The organism is Pseudomonas sp. Marseille-Q0931, assembly GCF_940789645.1.
GTDB lineage: Bacteria > Pseudomonadota > Gammaproteobacteria > Pseudomonadales > Pseudomonadaceae > Aquipseudomonas.
On sequence record NZ_CALNWT010000011.1, the window covers coordinates 105,269 to 122,527 of the forward strand.

General features: G+C 64.1%; 14 protein-coding genes. 5 read left to right on the forward strand and 9 right to left on the reverse strand.

Annotated features, from left to right (window positions below):
- Positions 1-139: 139 nt before the first annotated feature.
- The 8 genes from P3C50_RS17625 to kdgD form a co-directional block, all read right to left on the reverse strand.
- Positions 140-901 (reverse strand): ABC transporter permease, encoded by a 762-nt coding sequence (locus P3C50_RS17625; protein WP_275546947.1) that lies wholly within the window; start codon positions 899-901, stop codon positions 140-142.
- Positions 898-1,827 (reverse strand): ABC transporter ATP-binding protein, encoded by a 930-nt coding sequence (locus P3C50_RS17630; protein ID WP_197855053.1) that lies wholly within the window; start codon positions 1,825-1,827, stop codon positions 898-900. Before P3C50_RS17630 ends, P3C50_RS17625 begins: the two co-directional genes overlap by 4 nt.
- 264 nt (positions 1,828-2,091) lie before the next feature.
- Entirely contained in the window at positions 2,092-3,033 is a 942-nt protein-coding gene (locus P3C50_RS17635) for a 2-hydroxyacid dehydrogenase (protein WP_275546948.1), read from the reverse strand.
- A 26-nt stretch (positions 3,034-3,059) separates the two neighbouring features.
- On the reverse strand, positions 3,060-4,478 hold the full coding sequence (locus P3C50_RS17640) for an FAD-binding oxidoreductase (protein WP_275546949.1): 1,419 nt from the start codon (positions 4,476-4,478) through the stop codon (positions 3,060-3,062).
- Position 4,479: 1 nt separating this feature from the next.
- Positions 4,480-6,036 carry a galactarate dehydratase gene (gene garD / locus P3C50_RS17645; protein ID WP_275546950.1) on the reverse strand — a complete coding sequence of 519 codons (1,557 nt, stop codon included), beginning with the start codon at positions 6,034-6,036 and terminating at the stop codon, positions 4,480-4,482.
- A gap of 21 nt (positions 6,037-6,057) precedes the next feature.
- Positions 6,058-7,398 (reverse strand): MFS transporter, encoded by a 1,341-nt coding sequence (locus P3C50_RS17650; protein ID WP_275546951.1) that lies wholly within the window; start codon positions 7,396-7,398, stop codon positions 6,058-6,060.
- Between the two features lie 173 nt (positions 7,399-7,571).
- A complete protein-coding gene (gene gudD / locus P3C50_RS17655) occupies positions 7,572-8,921 on the reverse strand; it encodes a glucarate dehydratase (RefSeq protein ID WP_275546952.1) in 1,350 nt (449 codons plus the stop codon).
- 113 nt (positions 8,922-9,034) lie between these two features.
- Positions 9,035-9,946, reverse strand: a complete 912-nt coding sequence (gene kdgD / locus P3C50_RS17660; RefSeq protein WP_275546953.1) for a 5-dehydro-4-deoxyglucarate dehydratase — start codon at positions 9,944-9,946, stop codon at positions 9,035-9,037.
- A 550-nt stretch (positions 9,947-10,496) separates the two neighbouring features.
- Here kdgD and P3C50_RS17665 point away from each other — a divergent pair.
- From P3C50_RS17665 to P3C50_RS17685, 5 genes are all read left to right on the forward strand, one after another.
- Positions 10,497-11,891, forward strand: a complete 1,395-nt coding sequence (locus tag P3C50_RS17665) for an enolase C-terminal domain-like protein (protein WP_275546954.1) — start codon at positions 10,497-10,499, stop codon at positions 11,889-11,891.
- 36 nt (positions 11,892-11,927) lie between these two features.
- Complete coding sequence (locus tag P3C50_RS17670; protein ID WP_275546955.1) at positions 11,928-12,905, forward strand: tripartite tricarboxylate transporter substrate binding protein; 978 nt, start codon at positions 11,928-11,930, stop codon at positions 12,903-12,905.
- A gap of 65 nt (positions 12,906-12,970) precedes the next feature.
- A complete protein-coding gene (locus P3C50_RS17675) occupies positions 12,971-13,483 on the forward strand; it encodes a tripartite tricarboxylate transporter TctB family protein (RefSeq protein WP_275546956.1) in 513 nt (170 codons plus the stop codon).
- A 9-nt stretch (positions 13,484-13,492) separates the two neighbouring features.
- A complete protein-coding gene (locus tag P3C50_RS17680; RefSeq protein WP_275546957.1) occupies positions 13,493-15,013 on the forward strand; it encodes a tripartite tricarboxylate transporter permease in 1,521 nt (506 codons plus the stop codon).
- A gap of 168 nt (positions 15,014-15,181) precedes the next feature.
- Positions 15,182-16,087 (forward strand): LysR family transcriptional regulator, encoded by a 906-nt coding sequence (locus P3C50_RS17685; protein WP_275546958.1) that lies wholly within the window; start codon positions 15,182-15,184, stop codon positions 16,085-16,087.
- Between the two features lie 3 nt (positions 16,088-16,090).
- Here P3C50_RS17685 and P3C50_RS17690 read toward each other — a convergent pair whose 3' ends face one another.
- Positions 16,091-17,245, reverse strand: coding sequence for an L-talarate/galactarate dehydratase (locus P3C50_RS17690; RefSeq protein ID WP_275546959.1), 1,155 nt, complete (start codon positions 17,243-17,245; stop codon positions 16,091-16,093).
- Between the last annotated feature and the right edge of the window lie 14 nt (positions 17,246-17,259).

Here is a 17,259-nt window from a genome sequence, read left to right on the forward strand (position 1 = left end):
GTTTCACCCGCCCTACAGGCTGAGAATTAGCAAAAGGCATGATCGCTGGTTTCGCGGCTGAAGCCGCTCCTACAAACCGAGGCCTACGCGACCTATGTAGGAGCGGCTTCAGCCGCGAATGCCGCTCCCACATCCGACCTCAGCTCTTGAGCCGGTAGCCGGTCTTGAAGATCCAACCCACCAGCACGATGCACAGCGCCAGGAAGCCCAGCACCATGGCCAGGCTGACGCCGACGTTGACGTCGGATACGCCATAGAAGCTCCAGCGGAAGGCGCTGATCAGGTACACCACCGGGTTGAACAGCGTCACCGTCTGCCAGGCTGGCGGCAGCATGCTTATGGAGTAGAAGGCGCCGCCGAGAAAAGTCAGCGGCGTGACGATCAACGCCGGGACGATCTGTAGTTTCTCCCAGCCATCGGCCCAGACGCCGATGATGAAGCCGAACAGGCTGAAGGTCAGCGCGGTCAGCACCAGGAAGGCCACCATCCAGATCGGATGCTGAATTTCGAAATCGACGAACAGCCTTGCGGTGAGCAGGATGATCAGACCTAGGATCATCGACTTGGTCGCCGCTGCCCCCACGTAGCCAATCAGAATTTCCAGATAGGACACCGGCGCCGAAAGAATCTCGTAGATGCTTCCCGAGTACTTGGGCATGTAGATGCCGAACGACGCGTTGGAGATGCTCTCGGTCAACAGCGCCAGCATGATCAGACCGGGGATGATAAAGGCCCCGTAGCTCACGCCCTGCACCTGGGTCATGCTCGAACCGATGGCCGAGCCGAACACCACGAAGTACAGCGAGGTGCTGATCACCGGCGTGGCGATGCTCTGCAACAGGGTGCGCCAGGTGCGCGCCAGCTCGAACAGGTAGATGGCCTTGATGGCATAAAGGTTCATGCGCGCGACTCCTCCAGCAGTGACACGAAAATCTCCTCCAGAGAACTCTGACTCGACTGCAGATCCTTGAAATCGATGCCGTGTTGGGCGAGATCGCGCAGCAGTTCGGCAATGCCGGTGTTCTCGTGCTGGGCATCGAAGGTGAACACCAGCGCATGGCCCTGATCCGCCAGCTCCAGGCCATAGCGCGCCAGCTCGCTCGGCACGCAGGACAACGGCTGCTGCAGGTGCAGGGTCAGCTGCTTCTTGCCCAGCTTGTGCATCAGCACCTGCTTGTCTTCCACCAGGATGATGCGGCCCTTGCTGATCACCCCGATACGATCGGCCATTTCCTCGGCCTCTTCGATGTAGTGGGTGGTGAGGATGATGGTCACGCCGCGCTCGCGCAGGCGCCGCACCATGTTCCACATGTCGCGCCGCAACTCCACGTCGACGCCTGCGGTGGGCTCGTCGAGAAAGAGAATCTGCGGCTCGTGAGAGAGCGCCTTGGCGATCATCACCCGGCGCTTCATGCCGCCGGACAGTTCCATGATCTTGGCGTTGCGCTTGTCCCACAGCGACAGATCCTTGAGCAGCTGTTCCAGGTAGGCCGGGTCTGGTTTTTTGCCGAACAGGCCACGGCTGAACTTGACCGTTGCCCAGACGGTTTCGAACACGTCGCTGACCAGCTCCTGCGGTACCAGGCCGATCTGCGAGCGGGCTGCGCGGTAGTCGCGGACGATGTCCTTACCGCCGACCAGCACCCTGCCCTCGCCCGGATTGACGATGCCGCAGATGATGCTGATCAGGGTGGTCTTGCCGGCGCCATTGGGCCCGAGCAGGGCGAAGATCTCGCCCTGGCGAATGTCCAGGTCGATGCCTTGCAGGGCAGGATGCCCGGACGCATAGATCTTGTTCAGTTGCTGGATGGAAATGACCGAGTGCACGGTGGGTAGCCCCTTGCCTGCGGAAAACGCCACAGTTTACAGGGCTTGAGACAGCGAGATCAGCGCAGAAGTGGAAAAAACGGCGCACTTGTGGTGCGCCGGGATGCTGCAGGTGAGGTAGGAAACGATCACGGCACTTGTGGCGCCGTAACGATAAGCCCGGCGGCGAGTGCCGCCAGGCGTATTCAGTGGCGTGCGCCTGAACGCACGCATGGCCGTAGGGCGGGTGCAACCCGCCAACTGAGGCGGCGGGTTGCACCCGCCCTACAACGGAGTCAAGAGGCTGCCGGTGGCGATGAAGGCTCGCAGGTTATCCAGCACCAGATCAGCCATCTGCTGGCGGGTCTCGATGCTGCCGCTGCCGACGTGCGGCAACAGTACCACGTTGTCCAGTTCGCGCAGTTCGGCCGGTACCTGGGGTTCGCGCTCGAAAACGTCCAGCCCGGCGCCGCCAATCACCTTCTGCTGCAACGCCGTGATCAGCGCCGCCTCATCGACCACCGAGCCGCGCGCGACGTTGACCAGAAAGCCATCAGGCCCCAGCGCTTCGAGCACCTCGGCGTTGATCAGATGATGGGTGGCCTTGCCGCCCGGGCAGGTCAGCACCAGGAAGTCCGCCCAGCGCGCCAGCGCCAGCAGATCCGGCTCATGCTGGTAAGGGCTGCCCTCGACCGCACGGCGATTGTGGTAACGCACCGGCATGGAGAAACCCGAGGCGCGCAGCGCCACTGCCTCGCCGATGCGGCCGAGACCGACGATCCCCAGGCGCTTGCCGCTGACCCGACGCGCCAGCGGGAACCCGGTGGTGCTGCTCCAGGCGCCGCTGCGCACGAAGCGATCGCCCTCGGACAGACGCCGAGCGCTGTCGATCATCAGGCCCATGGCCAGGTCCGCCACGCAGTCGTTGAGCACGTCCGGCGTGGTGCTGAGGACGATGCCACGATCGCGCAGCAGATCCAGCGGATAGGGGTCGTAGCCGACACCGAAACTGCAGATGGCGCGCAGATTCGGCAGCAGCGCCAGCTGCTCGGCCGTACAGCCGAAACGCGCCGAGGACACCATGTAGATGAACTGCTCGCCGTGCTCGCGCAGGAACGCCAGCGGCTCGGCCTGTTGCCATAGCGCGCTGACCTCGTATTGTTCGGCCAGCTCGCGGTTGAAGCGCTCGCTCAGCGGGCCGATCTGCAGCACCTTGGGTTTGCTCATGGAACCTCCTGTTTCGATCATGCGATTTACAGCAATTTGCCCGGATTCATCAGTCCGGCTGGATCCAGCGCCTGCTTGACTCGAGCCATCAACTCCAGCTCCAGCGGCGCCTTGTAATGCTGCGCGGCCAGGCGCTTGGACTGGCCAAGGCCATGTTCGGCGCTGATGCTGCCGGCATCATGCAGGGTCTGGTCGTAGATCACCCGCATGATCGCCTCGGCTTGCGCCTTGAACACGGCATCCTCGGCGCCGATTGGCTTGCTGATGTTGTAATGCAGGTTGCCGTCGCCGACGTGCCCATAGGCCACGATGCGCACACCGGGGAACGCCTGCTGCAGCGCCTGATCGGTACGCGCGATGAAGTCGGGGATACGGCTTACCGGCACACTGATGTCGTGCTTGAGGCTTGGCCCCTCGTGGTTCTGTGCCTCCGAAATGCCCTCGCGCAACGCCCACAACGCGTGCACCTGCGCATCGCTACCCGCCACCACGGCGTCCAGCGCCACGCCCAGCTCGAAGGCCTCGCCGAGGCCCTGTTCGAGCAGTTCGTTCAACGGCGCGTTGGGCTGGGTGTCGCTCAGCTCGATCAGCACGTACCAGGGGTGCACCTCGGCGAAGGGATCGCTGACACCGGCGACATGGCGCAGGACGAACTCGACGCTTTGCCGCGACATCAGCTCGAAGCCGGTCAGGCGGTCGCCACACAGCCCGCGCATCTGCCCGATCAGCTCGACGGAAGCCTGCGGGCTGGGCAGCGCCACCCAGGCGGTGGTCAAGCTGCGCACGGCGGGGAACAGCTTGAGCACGGCGGCGGTGATGATGCCCAGGGTGCCCTCGCTGCCAATGAACAGGTGCTTGAGGTCGTAGCCGGTGTTGTCCTTGCGCAGGCCGCGCAGGCCGTCCCAGATGCGCCCATCGGGCAGCACCACTTCCAGGCCCAGCGCCAGGTCGCGCATGTTGCCGTAGCGCAGCACGGCGGTGCCGCCAGCATTGGTCGCCAGGTTGCCGCCGACCGTGCAACTGCCCTCGGCGCCCAGCGACAGCGGGAACAGCCGGCCGACTTCGGCGGCGGCCTCCTGCAACTGCTGGAGGATCACCCCGGCCTCGACGGTGATGGTTTCATTGCCCACGTCCACTTCGCGGATGCGCTTCATGCGCGTCAGCGACAGCACGAGCTGCGCCCCGGAGTCGTCAGGGATCGAGCCGCCGCACAGGCCGGTGTTGCCGCCTTGCGGCACCAGGGCGACGCCGGCCTGCGCACACAGACGCACCACCGCCGCCACCTCCTCGGTCGAGGCCGGGCGCAGCACCGCAGCCGCCTGGCCACGATAGGCGCCGCGCCAGTCGCTCAGGTAGCTTTGCATACGCTCGGCGTCAGTGATCAGGCCAGCCTCGCCGACCACCTCGCGCAACGTCTGAATGAGATTTTCGGACAGGCCGCTCATATCAGGTCACCGGCGCCGGGTTGAACAGCACCAGGTCGTTGTGCAGACGCAGGTGTTCGGCGCAGGTCTGCTTGCGCCCGCTGGCCACGTCCAGATAGAGCTGGAAGATGTGCCAGCCCATTTCCTCCAGCGTCATGCGCCCGGAAACGATCTGCCCGGCGTCGACGTCGATCAGATCCGGCCAGCGCTCTGCCAGTTGGGTACGGGTCGCGACCTTGATCACCGGCACCATCGACAGGCCATACGGCGTGCCACGACCGGTGGTGAAGATGTGCAGGTTCATGCCCGCCGCCAGCTGCAGCGTGCCGCAGATGAAGTCGCTGGCCGGCGTGGCGCAGAACCACAGGCCCTTGCCGCGAATGCGCTCGCCCGGGGAAACCACACCGGTGATGGTGCCGTTGCCGGACTTGGCGATCGAACCCATGGCCTTCTCGACGATGTTGTTCAACCCGCCCTTCTTGTTGCCCGGCGTGGTGTTGGCGCTGCGATCGGCCATGCCGCGCTGCAGGTAGCGGTCGTACCAGTCCATCTCGCGGATCAGCGCATCGGCCACCTCGACGCTGGCGGCGCGCGGCGTGAGCAGGTGGATGCCGTCACGCACTTCGGTGTTCTCGGAGAACATCACGGTGGCACCGGCGCGTACCAGCAGGTCGGCGGCCACACCCAGGGCCGGGTTGGCGGTGATGCCGGAAAAGGCGTCGCTGCCGCCGCACTGCATGCCGACCACCAGCTCGGCCGCCGGTACAGTCTCGCGGCGACGCTGGTCGAGCACCTGCAGGCGCTCCTCGATCATGCCCATGATCTGCTCGACCATGCCGGTGAAGCCGGTGCCGGAATCCTGCAGGCGGAACAGCCAGTCTTCCTCGTCCATGCCGTTGGTGAGCTGGTCGCCATCCATCAGCTGGTTGGCCTGCAGCTTTTCGCAGCCCAGGCTGATCACCAGCGCCTGGCCACCCAGGTTGGGGTTGCGGCTGATGTTGTACAGGGTGCGGATCGGCACCACGGCGTCCGGCGCGTTGATCGCCACGCCGCAGCCGTAGCTGTGCGACAGCGCCACCACGTCGTCGACGTTGGGGTACTTGGGCAGGATTTCCTTGCGCACGCGCTCAACCACATGATCGAGCACGCCGACCACGCATTGCACGGTGGTGGTCACGCCGAGAATGTTACGAGTGCCGACGCTGCCGTCCGGGTTGCGGAAGCCCTCGAAGGTGTAGCCCTCCAGCGGCTCGCCCGGCGTAGCCTGGATGGTCGCCTTGGGCAGGTTGTCCAGCACCGGCGGCTCGGGCATGCGCAGCACCTGCTCGGTCACCCAGCTGCCGGCGGCGATGGCTTTCAGCGCATAGCCGATGACCTCGCCATAGCGCACCACCTCGCCACCCTCGGCGATGTCGACCAACGCCACCTTGTGGCTCTGCGGAATGCCTTCGATGGCTTTCAGGCCATCGTCGAACTGACCGCCGACTGCTACGCCCTGGTCATTGACCACCACGCCGACGTTGTCGCTCGGGTGCAGGCGGATATAACGGGGCGAATCCTGATGGGGAATCAACTGCATGATGCTTGCTCCTGTGTGCGCTCAGGATACCGAGCCGGATGTGGAGCCAGAGGCGCCATTGTCCAGTTCGACCCTGTGAATACGGCCGACGATCAGGCCGAAGCTCACGACCGCCAGCAGGGCATTGAGGCCAACATAGGCCAACGCCCAATCGAATGATCCGGTACGGCTTACCAGGTAGCCGATGACGATAGGTGTCGTGATCGCCGCCAGGTTGCCGAAGGTATTGAACAGCCCGCCGGACAGGCCAAGAATCTGCCGCGGCGAGGTATCGGCCACCAGCGTCCAGCCCAGCGAGCCGAGCCCCTTGCCGAAGAAGGCAAGGGCCATCAGCGCCACCACCGCGGCGTCGCTGCCTGCGAAGATGCACAGCACCATGCTGCTCGACAGCAGCAGGCCAAGCACCATCGGCAGCTTGCGCGCCAGGGTCAGCGAATGGCCGCGGCGCAGCATGCCGTCGGACAACAATCCACCCAGCACGCCACCGACGCAACCGCTGATGGCCGGCAAGGCGGCGGCGAAACCGGCGCCGAGAATGCTCATGCCGCGCGCCTGCACCAGATAAACGGGAAACCAGGTGAGAAAAAAGTAGGTAATGGCGTTGTTGCAGTACTGACCGAAGTAAATGCCAATCATCGTGCGTTGCCTGAGCAACAGGCCCAGGTGCCGCCACTGCGAGCCGCCAGCATTGCCACGCTGGCCTTCGAGGTCGATCAACGCCCCGCCTCGCTCCAGGTGCTCCAGTTCAGCTGCCTCGATACGCGGATGCTGACGCGGACCATGCAGTTGCTTCAGCCACAGCAACGACAACGCCAGGCCCAGGCAACCGAGCACGATGAACACCGACTGCCAGCCCATCGCCTGCACCACCCAACCCATCAGCGGCGCGAACACCGCCGTGGCGGCATATTGCGCCGAGCTGGAGATGGCCGTGGCCGTGGCGCGCTCCGCGGTGGGAAACCAGGAGGCAATGATGCGCGCATTGCCCGGAAAGCACGGCGCACTGGCAAAGCCCACCAGCAACCGCAGCAGGAACATCGAGGTCACTGCCCAGGTCGTCGGCAGCCAGCCGACGAAGCCCTGCAGCAGCGTCAGCGCCGACCAGATGAACAGCGCCAGGGTGTACACCGGCTTGGTGCCGAAGCGGTCGAACAGCCAGCCACCGGGAATTTGCCCGATCACGTAGGCCCAGCCGAACGCCGAGAAGATGTAGCCGAGCGTCACCGCGTCGATGCCCAGGCCGGCCTGCATCGCCGAACCGGCGACCGACAGGCTGGAGCGATCGGCGAAGGTGATGGTGGTGACGAGAAACAGCATCAGCAGAATGCTGTAGCGCACCCGACCCGGTTTGGCATCTGGCATCGGCAAGGCTCGTGAGACAGAAGGAAAGTTCAGCCTGTAAGGTGGGCCGGCGTTCCGCGTCAGCCAAGGTCATCAATCCGTAGGGTGGGCTTTAGCCCACCGATTGTAGTCACGGTGGGCTGAAGCGGAACGCCGCCCGGCCCACCCTACAGGATCACGGGACCGCACCAGGCTCAACGCACCATGCAGGGCTTCTTGTTATTGAAGGTCCAACCCGGAATCAGGTACTGCATGGCCACCGCGTCGTCACGCGCACCCAGGCCCTTGGTCTGGTACAGCTCGTGCGCCTTGGCCAGCGCGTCCCAGTCCAGCTCGACACCGAGCCCTGGCGTCTTCGGCACCTGTACCAGGCCACCCTCGATGCGCAGCGGGTTGCGCGTCAGGTACTGGCCGTCCTGCCAGATCCAGTGGGTGTCGATGGCGGTGACGCGACCCGGCGCCGCGGCGGCGACGTGGGTGAACATGGCCAGGGAGATGTCGAAGTGGTTGTTGGAGTGCGAGCCCCAGGTCAGGCCCCAGTCGTTGCACATCTGCGCCACGCGTACGGAACCGGCCATGGTCCAGAAATGCGGGTCGGCCAGCGGGATATCCACCGATTGCAGGGAGATGGTGTGGCCCATCTGACGCCAGTCGGTGGCGATCATGTTGGTCGCGGTCGGCAGGCCGGTGGCACGGCGGAACTCGGCCATCACTTCACGACCGGAGTAACCATTCTCGGCGCCGCACGGGTCTTCGGCATAGGCCAGCACGCCATGCAGGTCGCGGCACAGGGCGATGGCCTGATCCAGCGACCAGCCGCCATTGGGGTCGAGGGTCACACGGGCGTCGGGGAAGCGCGCGGCCAGGGCACGAATCGCCTCGACCTCGGCTTCGCCATGCAGCACGCCGCCCTTGAGCTTGAAGTCGTTGAAGCCGTAGCGCGCATGCGCAGCCTCGGCCTGGCGCACGATGGCTTCGGGGGTCAGCGCTGTCTGGTTGCGCACGCGCTCCCAGGCGTCATCGGCATCGCGCTCATCGCGGTAGCCGAGATCGGTCTTGTCCTTGTCGGCGATGAAGAACAGGTAGCCGAGCATTTCCACCGCATCGCGCTGCTGGCCTTCACCAAGCAGTGCGGCGACCGGCACGCCGAGGTGCTGGCCGAGCAGATCGAGCAGCGCCGACTCCAGTGCGGTGACGGCGTGAATGGTGATACGCAGGTCGAAGGTCTGCAGACCGCGGCCGCCGGAATCACGATCGGCGAAAGCGCGGCGCACCTGGTTCAGCAGCGCGTTGTAGTTGCCGACCGGCTGGCCGACGAGAATCGAGCGGGCGTCTTCGAGGGTCTTGCGGATGCCCTCGCCGCCGGGGACTTCGCCGACACCGACATGGCCGGCGCTGTCCTTGAGAATGAGGATGTTACGGGTGAAGTAAGGGCCGTGGGCACCGCTCAGATTGAGCAGCATGCTGTCCTGACCGGCGACCGGTACGACTTGCAGCTCGGTAATCAGCGGAGTGCCGACAGCGGCAGGAATCTGTGAAGTCATTTAGCGTGCCCCTGTTGTTCTTATGAGGGTTTGACAATTGCTCAATGCCATCGCGCCCGGCCTGCGGAGCGCAAACGGGTGGCCGCTCGCCGAGCGAGCGGCCACCTGCGGCATTATTGCGCGCCTTGCGCTTCGATCAGCTTGGCCAGGGCCTCGTACTCTTCCGGCAGCAGATCGGTCAGCGGAGCGCGTACCGGACCGGCATCGTAGCCAACGATCTTGGCGCCGGCCTTGACGATGCTCACGGCATAGCCGGCCTTGCGGTTACGGATGTCCAGGTATGGCAGGAAGAAATCGTCGATCAGCTTGCCAACGGTGGCGTGATCTTCGGCTGCGATGGCACGGTAGAAGTCCATGGCGGTTTTCGGGATGAAGTTGAATACCGCCGAGGAGTAAACCGGTACGCCCAGCGCCTTGTAGGCAGCGGCGTAGACTTCAGCGGTCGGCAGGCCGCCGAGGTAGGTCAGGCGCTCGCCCAGGCGACGACGGATCGACACCATCAGTTCGATGTCACCAAGGCCGTCCTTGTAGCCGATCAGGTTCGGGCAACGCTCGGCCACCTGCTCCAGCAGGTTGGCGTTCAGACGGCAGACGTTACGGTTGTAGACCACCACGCCGATGTTCACCGACTTGCACACCTGCTCGACGTGAGCGGCAACGCCGTCCTGCGAGGCTTCGGTCAGGTAGTGCGGCAGCAGCAGCAGGCCTTTGGCGCCCAGGCGCTCGGCTTCCTGCGCCATCTGGATGGCAACGCGGGTCGGGCCGCCAACGCCGGCCAGGATAGGTACGGACTTCTCGCAGGTATCTACGGCAGTCTTGATCACGGCGCTGTATTCGTCCGGCGCCAGGGAGAAGAACTCGCCAGTGCCACCGGCAGCGAACAGAGCGGAAGCACCGTAAGGGGCCAGCCACTCGAGGCGGCGCACGTAGCTGGCCTTGTTGAAATCACCGGCAGCATCGAAGTCGGTTACCGGGAAAGACAGCAGACCGGAAGAAAGGATGGACTTAAGTTCTTGTGGATTCATTATGCGAACACCCTGGAAAGCGAGTTGTGAGGGATTACGTCAGCCGAAGCTGTAGAGATACGTTATCGTACAACAACAAAAAAAACACCAGTTTTCGTATCGTCCGTTCGTCGAAGATTTTTGCCCGTGCGCCATACCTGCCCGCAGAACCGGCCCGCAAGCGGCGAAGCTCAGCGTAGAGCAGCCTGGATGATGCTCTCAGAACAGATGCCAGCGCAATCATCATTCGCCATGGGTAGCGTTGACACGCCAACTTCAGGCTGGTACTAATTTCACCAAGTCATACGACAACCTATGACATTCCAATAAAAACAAACGAGGCCCAGGTCATGTCACAGACCTTCACTGCCGCTCCGCCCTGCCATCGCGCTGCCCCTCGCAGCGATGCCAGCAGCCGCACGACCAGCGCGCCCCGCGCAGGCCTCGTTGCCGTCTTTGCCCAAGCTCTCATTTGCTGCAACGAGGATCTTTTGCTGATCCCGGTGCACGACTGAACCGTACCTTCGCCATTGCGGCCAAGGGCCGCGCCACGTTCGGAGCCCCAGCCAAGATGTACGAAGCCTCCCGCAGCAGCACACCCCAGATCGTTGAGATGCAGGTCATTCCGGTCGCTGGCCATGACAGCATGCTTCTCAACCTGTGTGGCGCCCACGGCCCCTATTTCACCCGCAACCTGGTACTGCTCAAGGACAATGCCGGGCGCATCGGTTGTGGCGAGGTCCCCGGTGGCGAAGGTATCCGCCAGGCGCTGGAGCGCTGCCGTGAACTGGTGATCGGCCAATCGGTAGGCCGTTACAACCATGTGCTCAACCGCCTGCGCCAGGCCATCGCCGGCCCGGCCAAGGGGCCGCAGACCACCCAGCACCAGGTCACCTCCGAATCCGAAGCGCGTGTACTCAAGCAACCGCACGAGATCAACCTGCGCCTGGACAACGTGATCACCGCGGTCGAAGCCGCCCTGCTCGATCTGCTCGGCCAGCATCTCGACGTGCCGGTGGCCGAGCTGCTCGGCAGCGGCCAGCAACGCGATCGCGTGCCGATGCTCGCCTACCTCTTCTATATAGGTGAACGCCAGCGCACCGACCTGCCCTATCTCGCTGGCACAGGCTCGGCGGACGACTGGTACCACCTGCGTCATCAGGCTGCACTGACGCCAGAGGCCATTGCCCGCCTGGCCGAGGCGGCGCATGCGCGCTACGGCTTCAACGACTTCAAGCTCAAGGGCGGCGTGATGCGTGGCGCCGAGGAGATGGACGCGATCCGTGCGATCAAGGCGCGCTTCCCCGATGCGCGCGTCACCCTCGATCCCAATGGCGCCTGGTCGCTGGACGAGGCCATCGCCCTGTGTCAGGGCCAGAACCATGTGCTGACCTATGCCGAGGACCCCTGTGGCCCGGAAAACGGCTACTCGGGCCGCGAGGTGATGGCCGAATTCAAGCGTGCCACCGGCATTCCCACCGCCACCAACATGGTCGCCACAGACTGGCGGCAGATGGGGCATTCGCTGCGCCTGGAAGCCGTCGACATCCCCCTGGCCGACCCGCACTTCTGGACCATGCAGGGCGCCGTACGCCTCGGCCAGGTCTGTGAAGAGTTCGGCCTGACCTGGGGTTCGCATTCGAACAACCACTTCGATATTTCCCTGGCCATGTTCACCCATGCCGCCGCCGCCGTACCGGGCCGCGTCACCGCCATCGACACGCACTGGATCTGGCAGGAAGGCGAAGAACGCCTGACCCGCGAACCGCTGCAGATCATCGGTGGTCAGGTACAGGTATCGGACAAGCCCGGCCTCGGCATCGAGCCGGACATGGAGCGGATCATGGCCGCCCACGAGCTTTACAAGAAGGTGGCCAGCGGCGCGCGTGACGACGCCATGGCCATGCAGTACCTGGTTCCGGGTTGGCAGTATGACCCGAAACGTCCCAGCCTCGGCCGCGACTGACTCGCGCGGCTTTTTATCCCAACCCGGAGTATTCCAATGAAAAAAACATTCCGCGCTTCCCTACTCTCTGCCCTGGTCGGTGTCGGTGCCCTGGTCACCCATGCCGCCACCTTCGCCGATGAGGTCAACTGGCCGACTCGCCCGATCCAGGTGGTGGTGATCGCCAACCCCGGTGGCGACACCGACTTCAACGCCCGCATGATGGCCAAGTACTTCAACGAGATCACCGGCAAGACCATGGTCGTGACCAACGTCGCTGGCGGCGGTGGCACCCTGGCGGCCGAGCAGGTCAAGGGCGCTGCAGCGGATGGCAACACCATCCTCTTCACCCACCCGGGCCAGCTGATCGTCAACGAAGTGGCCGGGCTGACCGAAGACAGCTACGAAGCCTTCGATGTCTCCTGCATCGCCGGTGTCGACAAGAGCGCCGTGTTCGTGGCCTCCAAGCAGTCGGGCGTGACCAGCATGAAAGACCTGGTCGAGAAGTCCAAGGCCAATCCGGGCAGCCTCACTTACGGCACCGAGATGGGTAACTTCTCCCACGTGCAGGGCCTGCAGCTGGAAAAACTCAGCGGCGCCAAACTGAAGATGGTCGATGCCGGTACCGTATCCGACCGCGTTGTCGCCATGCTCGGCGGCCGCGTCGATCTGGGCGCCATCAGCTACGGCTCGGTACAGGACTACGTCAACGGCGGCCAGATGGTCGCTCTGGGTCAGCCCAACGACGAACGCAACCCGCTGATCCCTGACGTACCGACCCTCAAGGAACAAGGCCTGGACATCACCCTGGACAAGCCATACGTGGTCGCCTTCCCGAAAGGCACCGACCCGGCGATCGTCAAGAAAATGTCCGACATCATGCAGCAGATCACCGAGAAGCCTGCCTACGCTGAAGACCTGAAGAAGTTCAAGCAGCCAGTCGCCTTCTTCGCCACCGAAGACGCCAAGCAGATTCTGGCCAAGACCCGCGAAGACTTCATGCAGTTCAAGGATGAGCTGCGCAAGGCCAAGTAAACCACAACGCAGCGCCGGCCCGATCGATTCGGCCGGCGCTGCACCTCAGAACATCGAGGTATGCAATGAACACCCTGAATAAGAAAGAACTGATCATCGGCGTTGCCATGCTCGCTGCCAGCCTTACCTACCTGGTACTGGCGCAACAGCTGCCCGGGCATGAAGGTGTCGATGCGGCCACCGTTCCCAAGCTGCTGGCCGGCCTGTTGTCGCTGCTGGGCGTGATGCAACTGTTCAGCGCCTTCGCCAAACCCAAGGCTGCCGCTGAACCCACCACTGCGGCCCAGCCTGTGGTGGAAGCCGAAGAGCCGGCTGCCGACGTCGTAGAACCCAAGACCGTTTTCAAGACCCTTGGTCTGATCCTCGGCTACATGGCCCTGCTCGGCCCTGTGGGTTTCCCGATCATGACCGTGGTTTACCTGTATCTGCAGTTCCTCGTGCTGACCCCGGTAAACCAGAAAGCCAAACACCTCACCTATCTGCTGATCGCCGTCATCTGCTCTGCGCTCATCTTCCTGCTGTTCCGCGAGGCCTTCGACCTGTTGCTGCCCGCTGGCCTGCTGAACGACTACATCTGAGGATCGACCATGCTCGAATTACTGCAGCAAGGCTTCGGTGCCGTATTCTCACTGAACATCCTGATGCTGATGGCCATTGGCGTGGCCATGGGCATCGTCTTCGGCGCCGTGCCCGGCCTCTCGGCCACGATGGCCGTTGCCCTGTGCCTGCCCCTGACCTTCACCATGGGCCCGCAAGCCGGCCTGTCCCTGCTGGTCGCGCTGTTCATCGGCGCCACATCCGGGGGGCTTATCTCGGCGATCCTGTTGAAGATTCCGGGAACACCGTCCTCCATCGCCACGGTGTTCGACGGTGGCCCGTTGATGGAGCAGGGCCATGGCGTCAAGGCGCTGGGCGTCGGCATCGTGTTCTCCTTCCTCGGCACCATCTTCAGCATCGTCGCACTGATGTTCATCGCCCCGCAGCTGGCCAAGGTGGCCTTGAGCTTCGGCCCGCATGAATACTTCGCCATCGCCGTGTTCTCCCTGACCCTGATCGCCACCCTGTCGGCCGGCTCCATGGTCAAGGGGCTGTTCGCCGGTGCACTGGGTATCGCCGTATCCACCGTGGGCATCGCCCCGGTCGAGGCCATTCGCCGCTTCACCTTCGGTATCAGCGAGCTCAACGGCGGCTTCTCGATGCTCACGGTGATGATCGGCATGTTCGCCGTGGCCGAGATCATCAAGCTCGCCGAAACCGGTCGCCATGCCGTGCAGGGCAAGGCCAGGTCGGTGAGCATGAAGAACATCAAGGGCTTCGGCTTCTCGCTCAAGGAGTTCCGCGAGCAACTGCCGAACGCCGGTCGCTCGGGGATCATCGGCCTGGGCATCGGCATCCTGCCGGGCATCGGCGCGGGCACCTCGAACCTGGTTTCCTACATCATCGCCAAGAAGCGCGCGAAAGACGGGCACACCTACGGCAAAGGCAACATCGGCGGCGTGGTCGCCAGTGAAACCGCCAACAACGCCGGCATCGGTGGTGCCATGATGCCGCTGATGACCCTGGGCATTCCCGGCGACACCGTCACCGCGATCATGCTCGGCGGTTTCCTGATCCACGGCATCCAGCCCGGCCCGCTGCTGTTCATCAGCCAGGGTCCGCTGGTTTACACCATCTTCGCCGCGCTGATCGTCGCCACCTGCATGATGCTGTTCATGGAGTTCTACGGCCTGCGCCTGTTCATCAAGCTGCTCGACGTGCCCAAGCACATCCTGCTGCCGATCATCCTGGTGCTGTGCGTAGTGGGTGCCTTCGGTCTGTCCAGCCGCCTGTTCGACGTATGGTCGATCCTGCTGTTCGGTCTGCTCGGCTACGCCTTCGTCAAGGCCGGTATGCCCGCGGCTCCGTTCATCATCGGCTTCATCCTCGGACCGATGGCGGAGACCAACCTGCGTCGCGGTCTGATGCTGTCGGACAACAGCTTCGCCGATTTCTTCACCAATCCCATCGCCGGCACCTTCCTTGGCCTGGCGCTGGCATTCGTGCTCTGGCAGGTGTTCAGCGCGCTACGTCCCAAACCCAGCGCGATCAACGAGATCCTGCGTACCTGATCCACTCCACCGCCCCCTCTGCTCAGGGGGCGGTTCTTTTTCCCTTCCCCGCCTCTGCTTCATGCGCCCTGCAGCGCCATCCGCAATCACGTTGCGGTAGATGATGGACGCCCGCATTGATCCAGGTCTAATCTAATCAGCCACTTGATTGATACCCGGAATGAATCAATGTTCGACCTGGCCCAACTGCGCTGCTTCACCACCCTGGCCGCCGAGCTGAACTTCCGCCGCGCCGCCGAGCGCCTGCACATGACCCAGCCACCGTTGAGCCGACAGATCCAGTTGCTCGAACATCAGCTGGGCGTCACGCTGTTCACCCGCAGCACCCGCTCGGTTGCCCTGACGGCGGCCGGTCGCGCCTTCTTCGTCGAAGCCCAGGCCCTGCTCGATCAGGCCCACCGCGCGGCACAGAGTGCCCGGCTGGCCGCCATCGGTGAAAGCGGCTCGCTGAACATCAGTTTCGTCGCCAGCGCGGTGTATGACGTGCTACCGCGCGCGATCACCACCGCCAAGCGTGAGCGCCCGGGTGTGGATATCGCCTTGCTGGAGATGAGCACCTTCGAACAGGTGCAAGCACTGCGCGCCAGGCGCGTGGACCTGACCATCGTGCGGGCGCCCCTGCAGCAACCGGGGCTGATCAGCGAATGCCTGTTGCGCGAGCCCTTCGTGCTGGCCACGCCCGCCGAACACCCGCTGGCAAAGCACGAACGGCCGACCCTGGAGATGCTCCATGGTCAGCCCTTCATTCTTTATGCGCATACCGCCTGGCAGCCCTTCAACGAACTGCACACCGGCCTGTTCCGCGCCAGCGGCATTCAGCCGGAGTTCGTTCAGGCGCTGGGGTCGACCCTGACTATCCTGTCGCTGGTCAACGCTGGCATGGGCCTGGCGCTGGTGCCGCGTAGCGCCAGCGCCATTCGCTTCGAGCAGGTGTGTTTCCGTGAGCTGCCACTACCCAAAGGCGTATGCGGCGAGCTGCACCTGGTCTGGCGCGACGACAACGACAACCCCGCCTTGCCGGCAGTGATTGATGCCGTGCGCCAGGCGGCTCGCGACATCTATCCGCAGAATTGAAGATCAGGCGCGCTTGCCAACCTCCGCCTGCTGCACCGTCCAGCCGGCAACCTGCTCGCTCAGACTCAAACCAAGGCCCGGCCGGGTCGGCACCAGCATGCGCCCGTCGCGAATCTCCAGGCGCTCGTTGAACAGCGGCTCCAGCCACTCGAAATGCTCGACCCAGGGCTCGCGCGTATGACTGGCGGCCAGGTGCACGTGCAGCTCCATGGCGAAGTGCGGCGCCAGGGTCATGCCGGCCTGCTCGGCCAGGGTCTGCACGCGCAGGTACGGAGTGATACCGCCAACGCGCGGCGCATCGGGCATGAGGAAATCGGCACCGCGCTGGCGGATGAACTCCCAGTGCTCGGCCGGGCTGGTGAGCATCTCACCGGTGGCGATCGGCGTATCGAACAGACGCACCAGCTCGGCATGGCCTTCGGCGTCGTAGCAGTCCAGCGGCTCCTCGATCCAGATCAGGTCGAAGGGTTCCAGGCGGCGGCACATGCGCCGCGCGGTCGGGCGATCCCATTGCTGGTTGGCATCGACCATCAGCGGGAAGCTCTCGCCCAGATGCTCGCGCACCGTGCTGACGCGGTGGATATCCAGCGCCCAGTCGGGCTGACCGACCTTGAGCTTGATCCCGCCAATGCCCTTCTCGCGGGAGATATCGGTGTTCTTCAGCAGTTGATCGAGCGGCGTATGCAGAAAGCCACCGGAGGTGTTGTAGCAGCGCACGGAGTCGCGGTGACTGCCGAGCAGGCGCGCCAGCGACAGACCGGAGCGACGCGCCTTGAGGTCCCACAGAGCGACGTCGAAGGCGCCGATGGCCTGGGTCGCCAGGCCGCTGCGGCCAACCGAGGCGCCGGCCCAGCACAGCTTGTCCCACAGCTTGGCGATATCGCTGGGGTTCTCACCGATCAGGTTCGGCGCCACTTCCAGGGCATGGGCGAACTGGCCTGCACCGCCGGCGCGCTTGGAGTAACTGAAACCCAGGCCGCGATGACCGTCACGGGTCTCGATCTCGGCGATCAGGATGGCGATCTCGGTCATCGGCTTCTGCCGGCCGGTCAGCACCTTGGCATCACTGATCGGGTTGGCCAGCGGCAGGGCTACCGAACGCAGGCTCAGCCAGGCAATGCGGTCGTCGTCGGCGCGTGGGGTGGCGTTATCGGTCATGACTACTTCCTCGT

Coding starts and splice junctions, on each gene's coding strand:
- P3C50_RS17685 (WP_275546958.1), top strand. CDS start 15,182: ATGTTCGACCTGGCCCAACTGCGCTGCTTCACCACCCTGGCCGCCGAG.
- P3C50_RS17690 (WP_275546959.1), bottom strand. CDS start 17,245: ATGACCGATAACGCCACCCCACGCGCCGACGACGACCGCATTGCCTGG.
- P3C50_RS17670 (WP_275546955.1), top strand. CDS start 11,928: ATGAAAAAAACATTCCGCGCTTCCCTACTCTCTGCCCTGGTCGGTGTC.
- P3C50_RS17625 (WP_275546947.1), bottom strand. CDS start 901: ATGAACCTTTATGCCATCAAGGCCATCTACCTGTTCGAGCTGGCGCGC.
- P3C50_RS17665 (WP_275546954.1), top strand. CDS start 10,497: ATGTACGAAGCCTCCCGCAGCAGCACACCCCAGATCGTTGAGATGCAG.
- P3C50_RS17650 (WP_275546951.1), bottom strand. CDS start 7,398: ATGCCAGATGCCAAACCGGGTCGGGTGCGCTACAGCATTCTGCTGATG.
- gudD (WP_275546952.1), bottom strand. CDS start 8,921: ATGACTTCACAGATTCCTGCCGCTGTCGGCACTCCGCTGATTACCGAG.
- P3C50_RS17635 (WP_275546948.1), bottom strand. CDS start 3,033: ATGAGCAAACCCAAGGTGCTGCAGATCGGCCCGCTGAGCGAGCGCTTC.
- garD (WP_275546950.1), bottom strand. CDS start 6,036: ATGCAGTTGATTCCCCATCAGGATTCGCCCCGTTATATCCGCCTGCAC.
- P3C50_RS17680 (WP_275546957.1), top strand. CDS start 13,493: ATGCTCGAATTACTGCAGCAAGGCTTCGGTGCCGTATTCTCACTGAAC.
- kdgD (WP_275546953.1), bottom strand. CDS start 9,946: ATGAATCCACAAGAACTTAAGTCCATCCTTTCTTCCGGTCTGCTGTCT.
- P3C50_RS17640 (WP_275546949.1), bottom strand. CDS start 4,478: ATGAGCGGCCTGTCCGAAAATCTCATTCAGACGTTGCGCGAGGTGGTC.
- P3C50_RS17675 (WP_275546956.1), top strand. CDS start 12,971: ATGAACACCCTGAATAAGAAAGAACTGATCATCGGCGTTGCCATGCTC.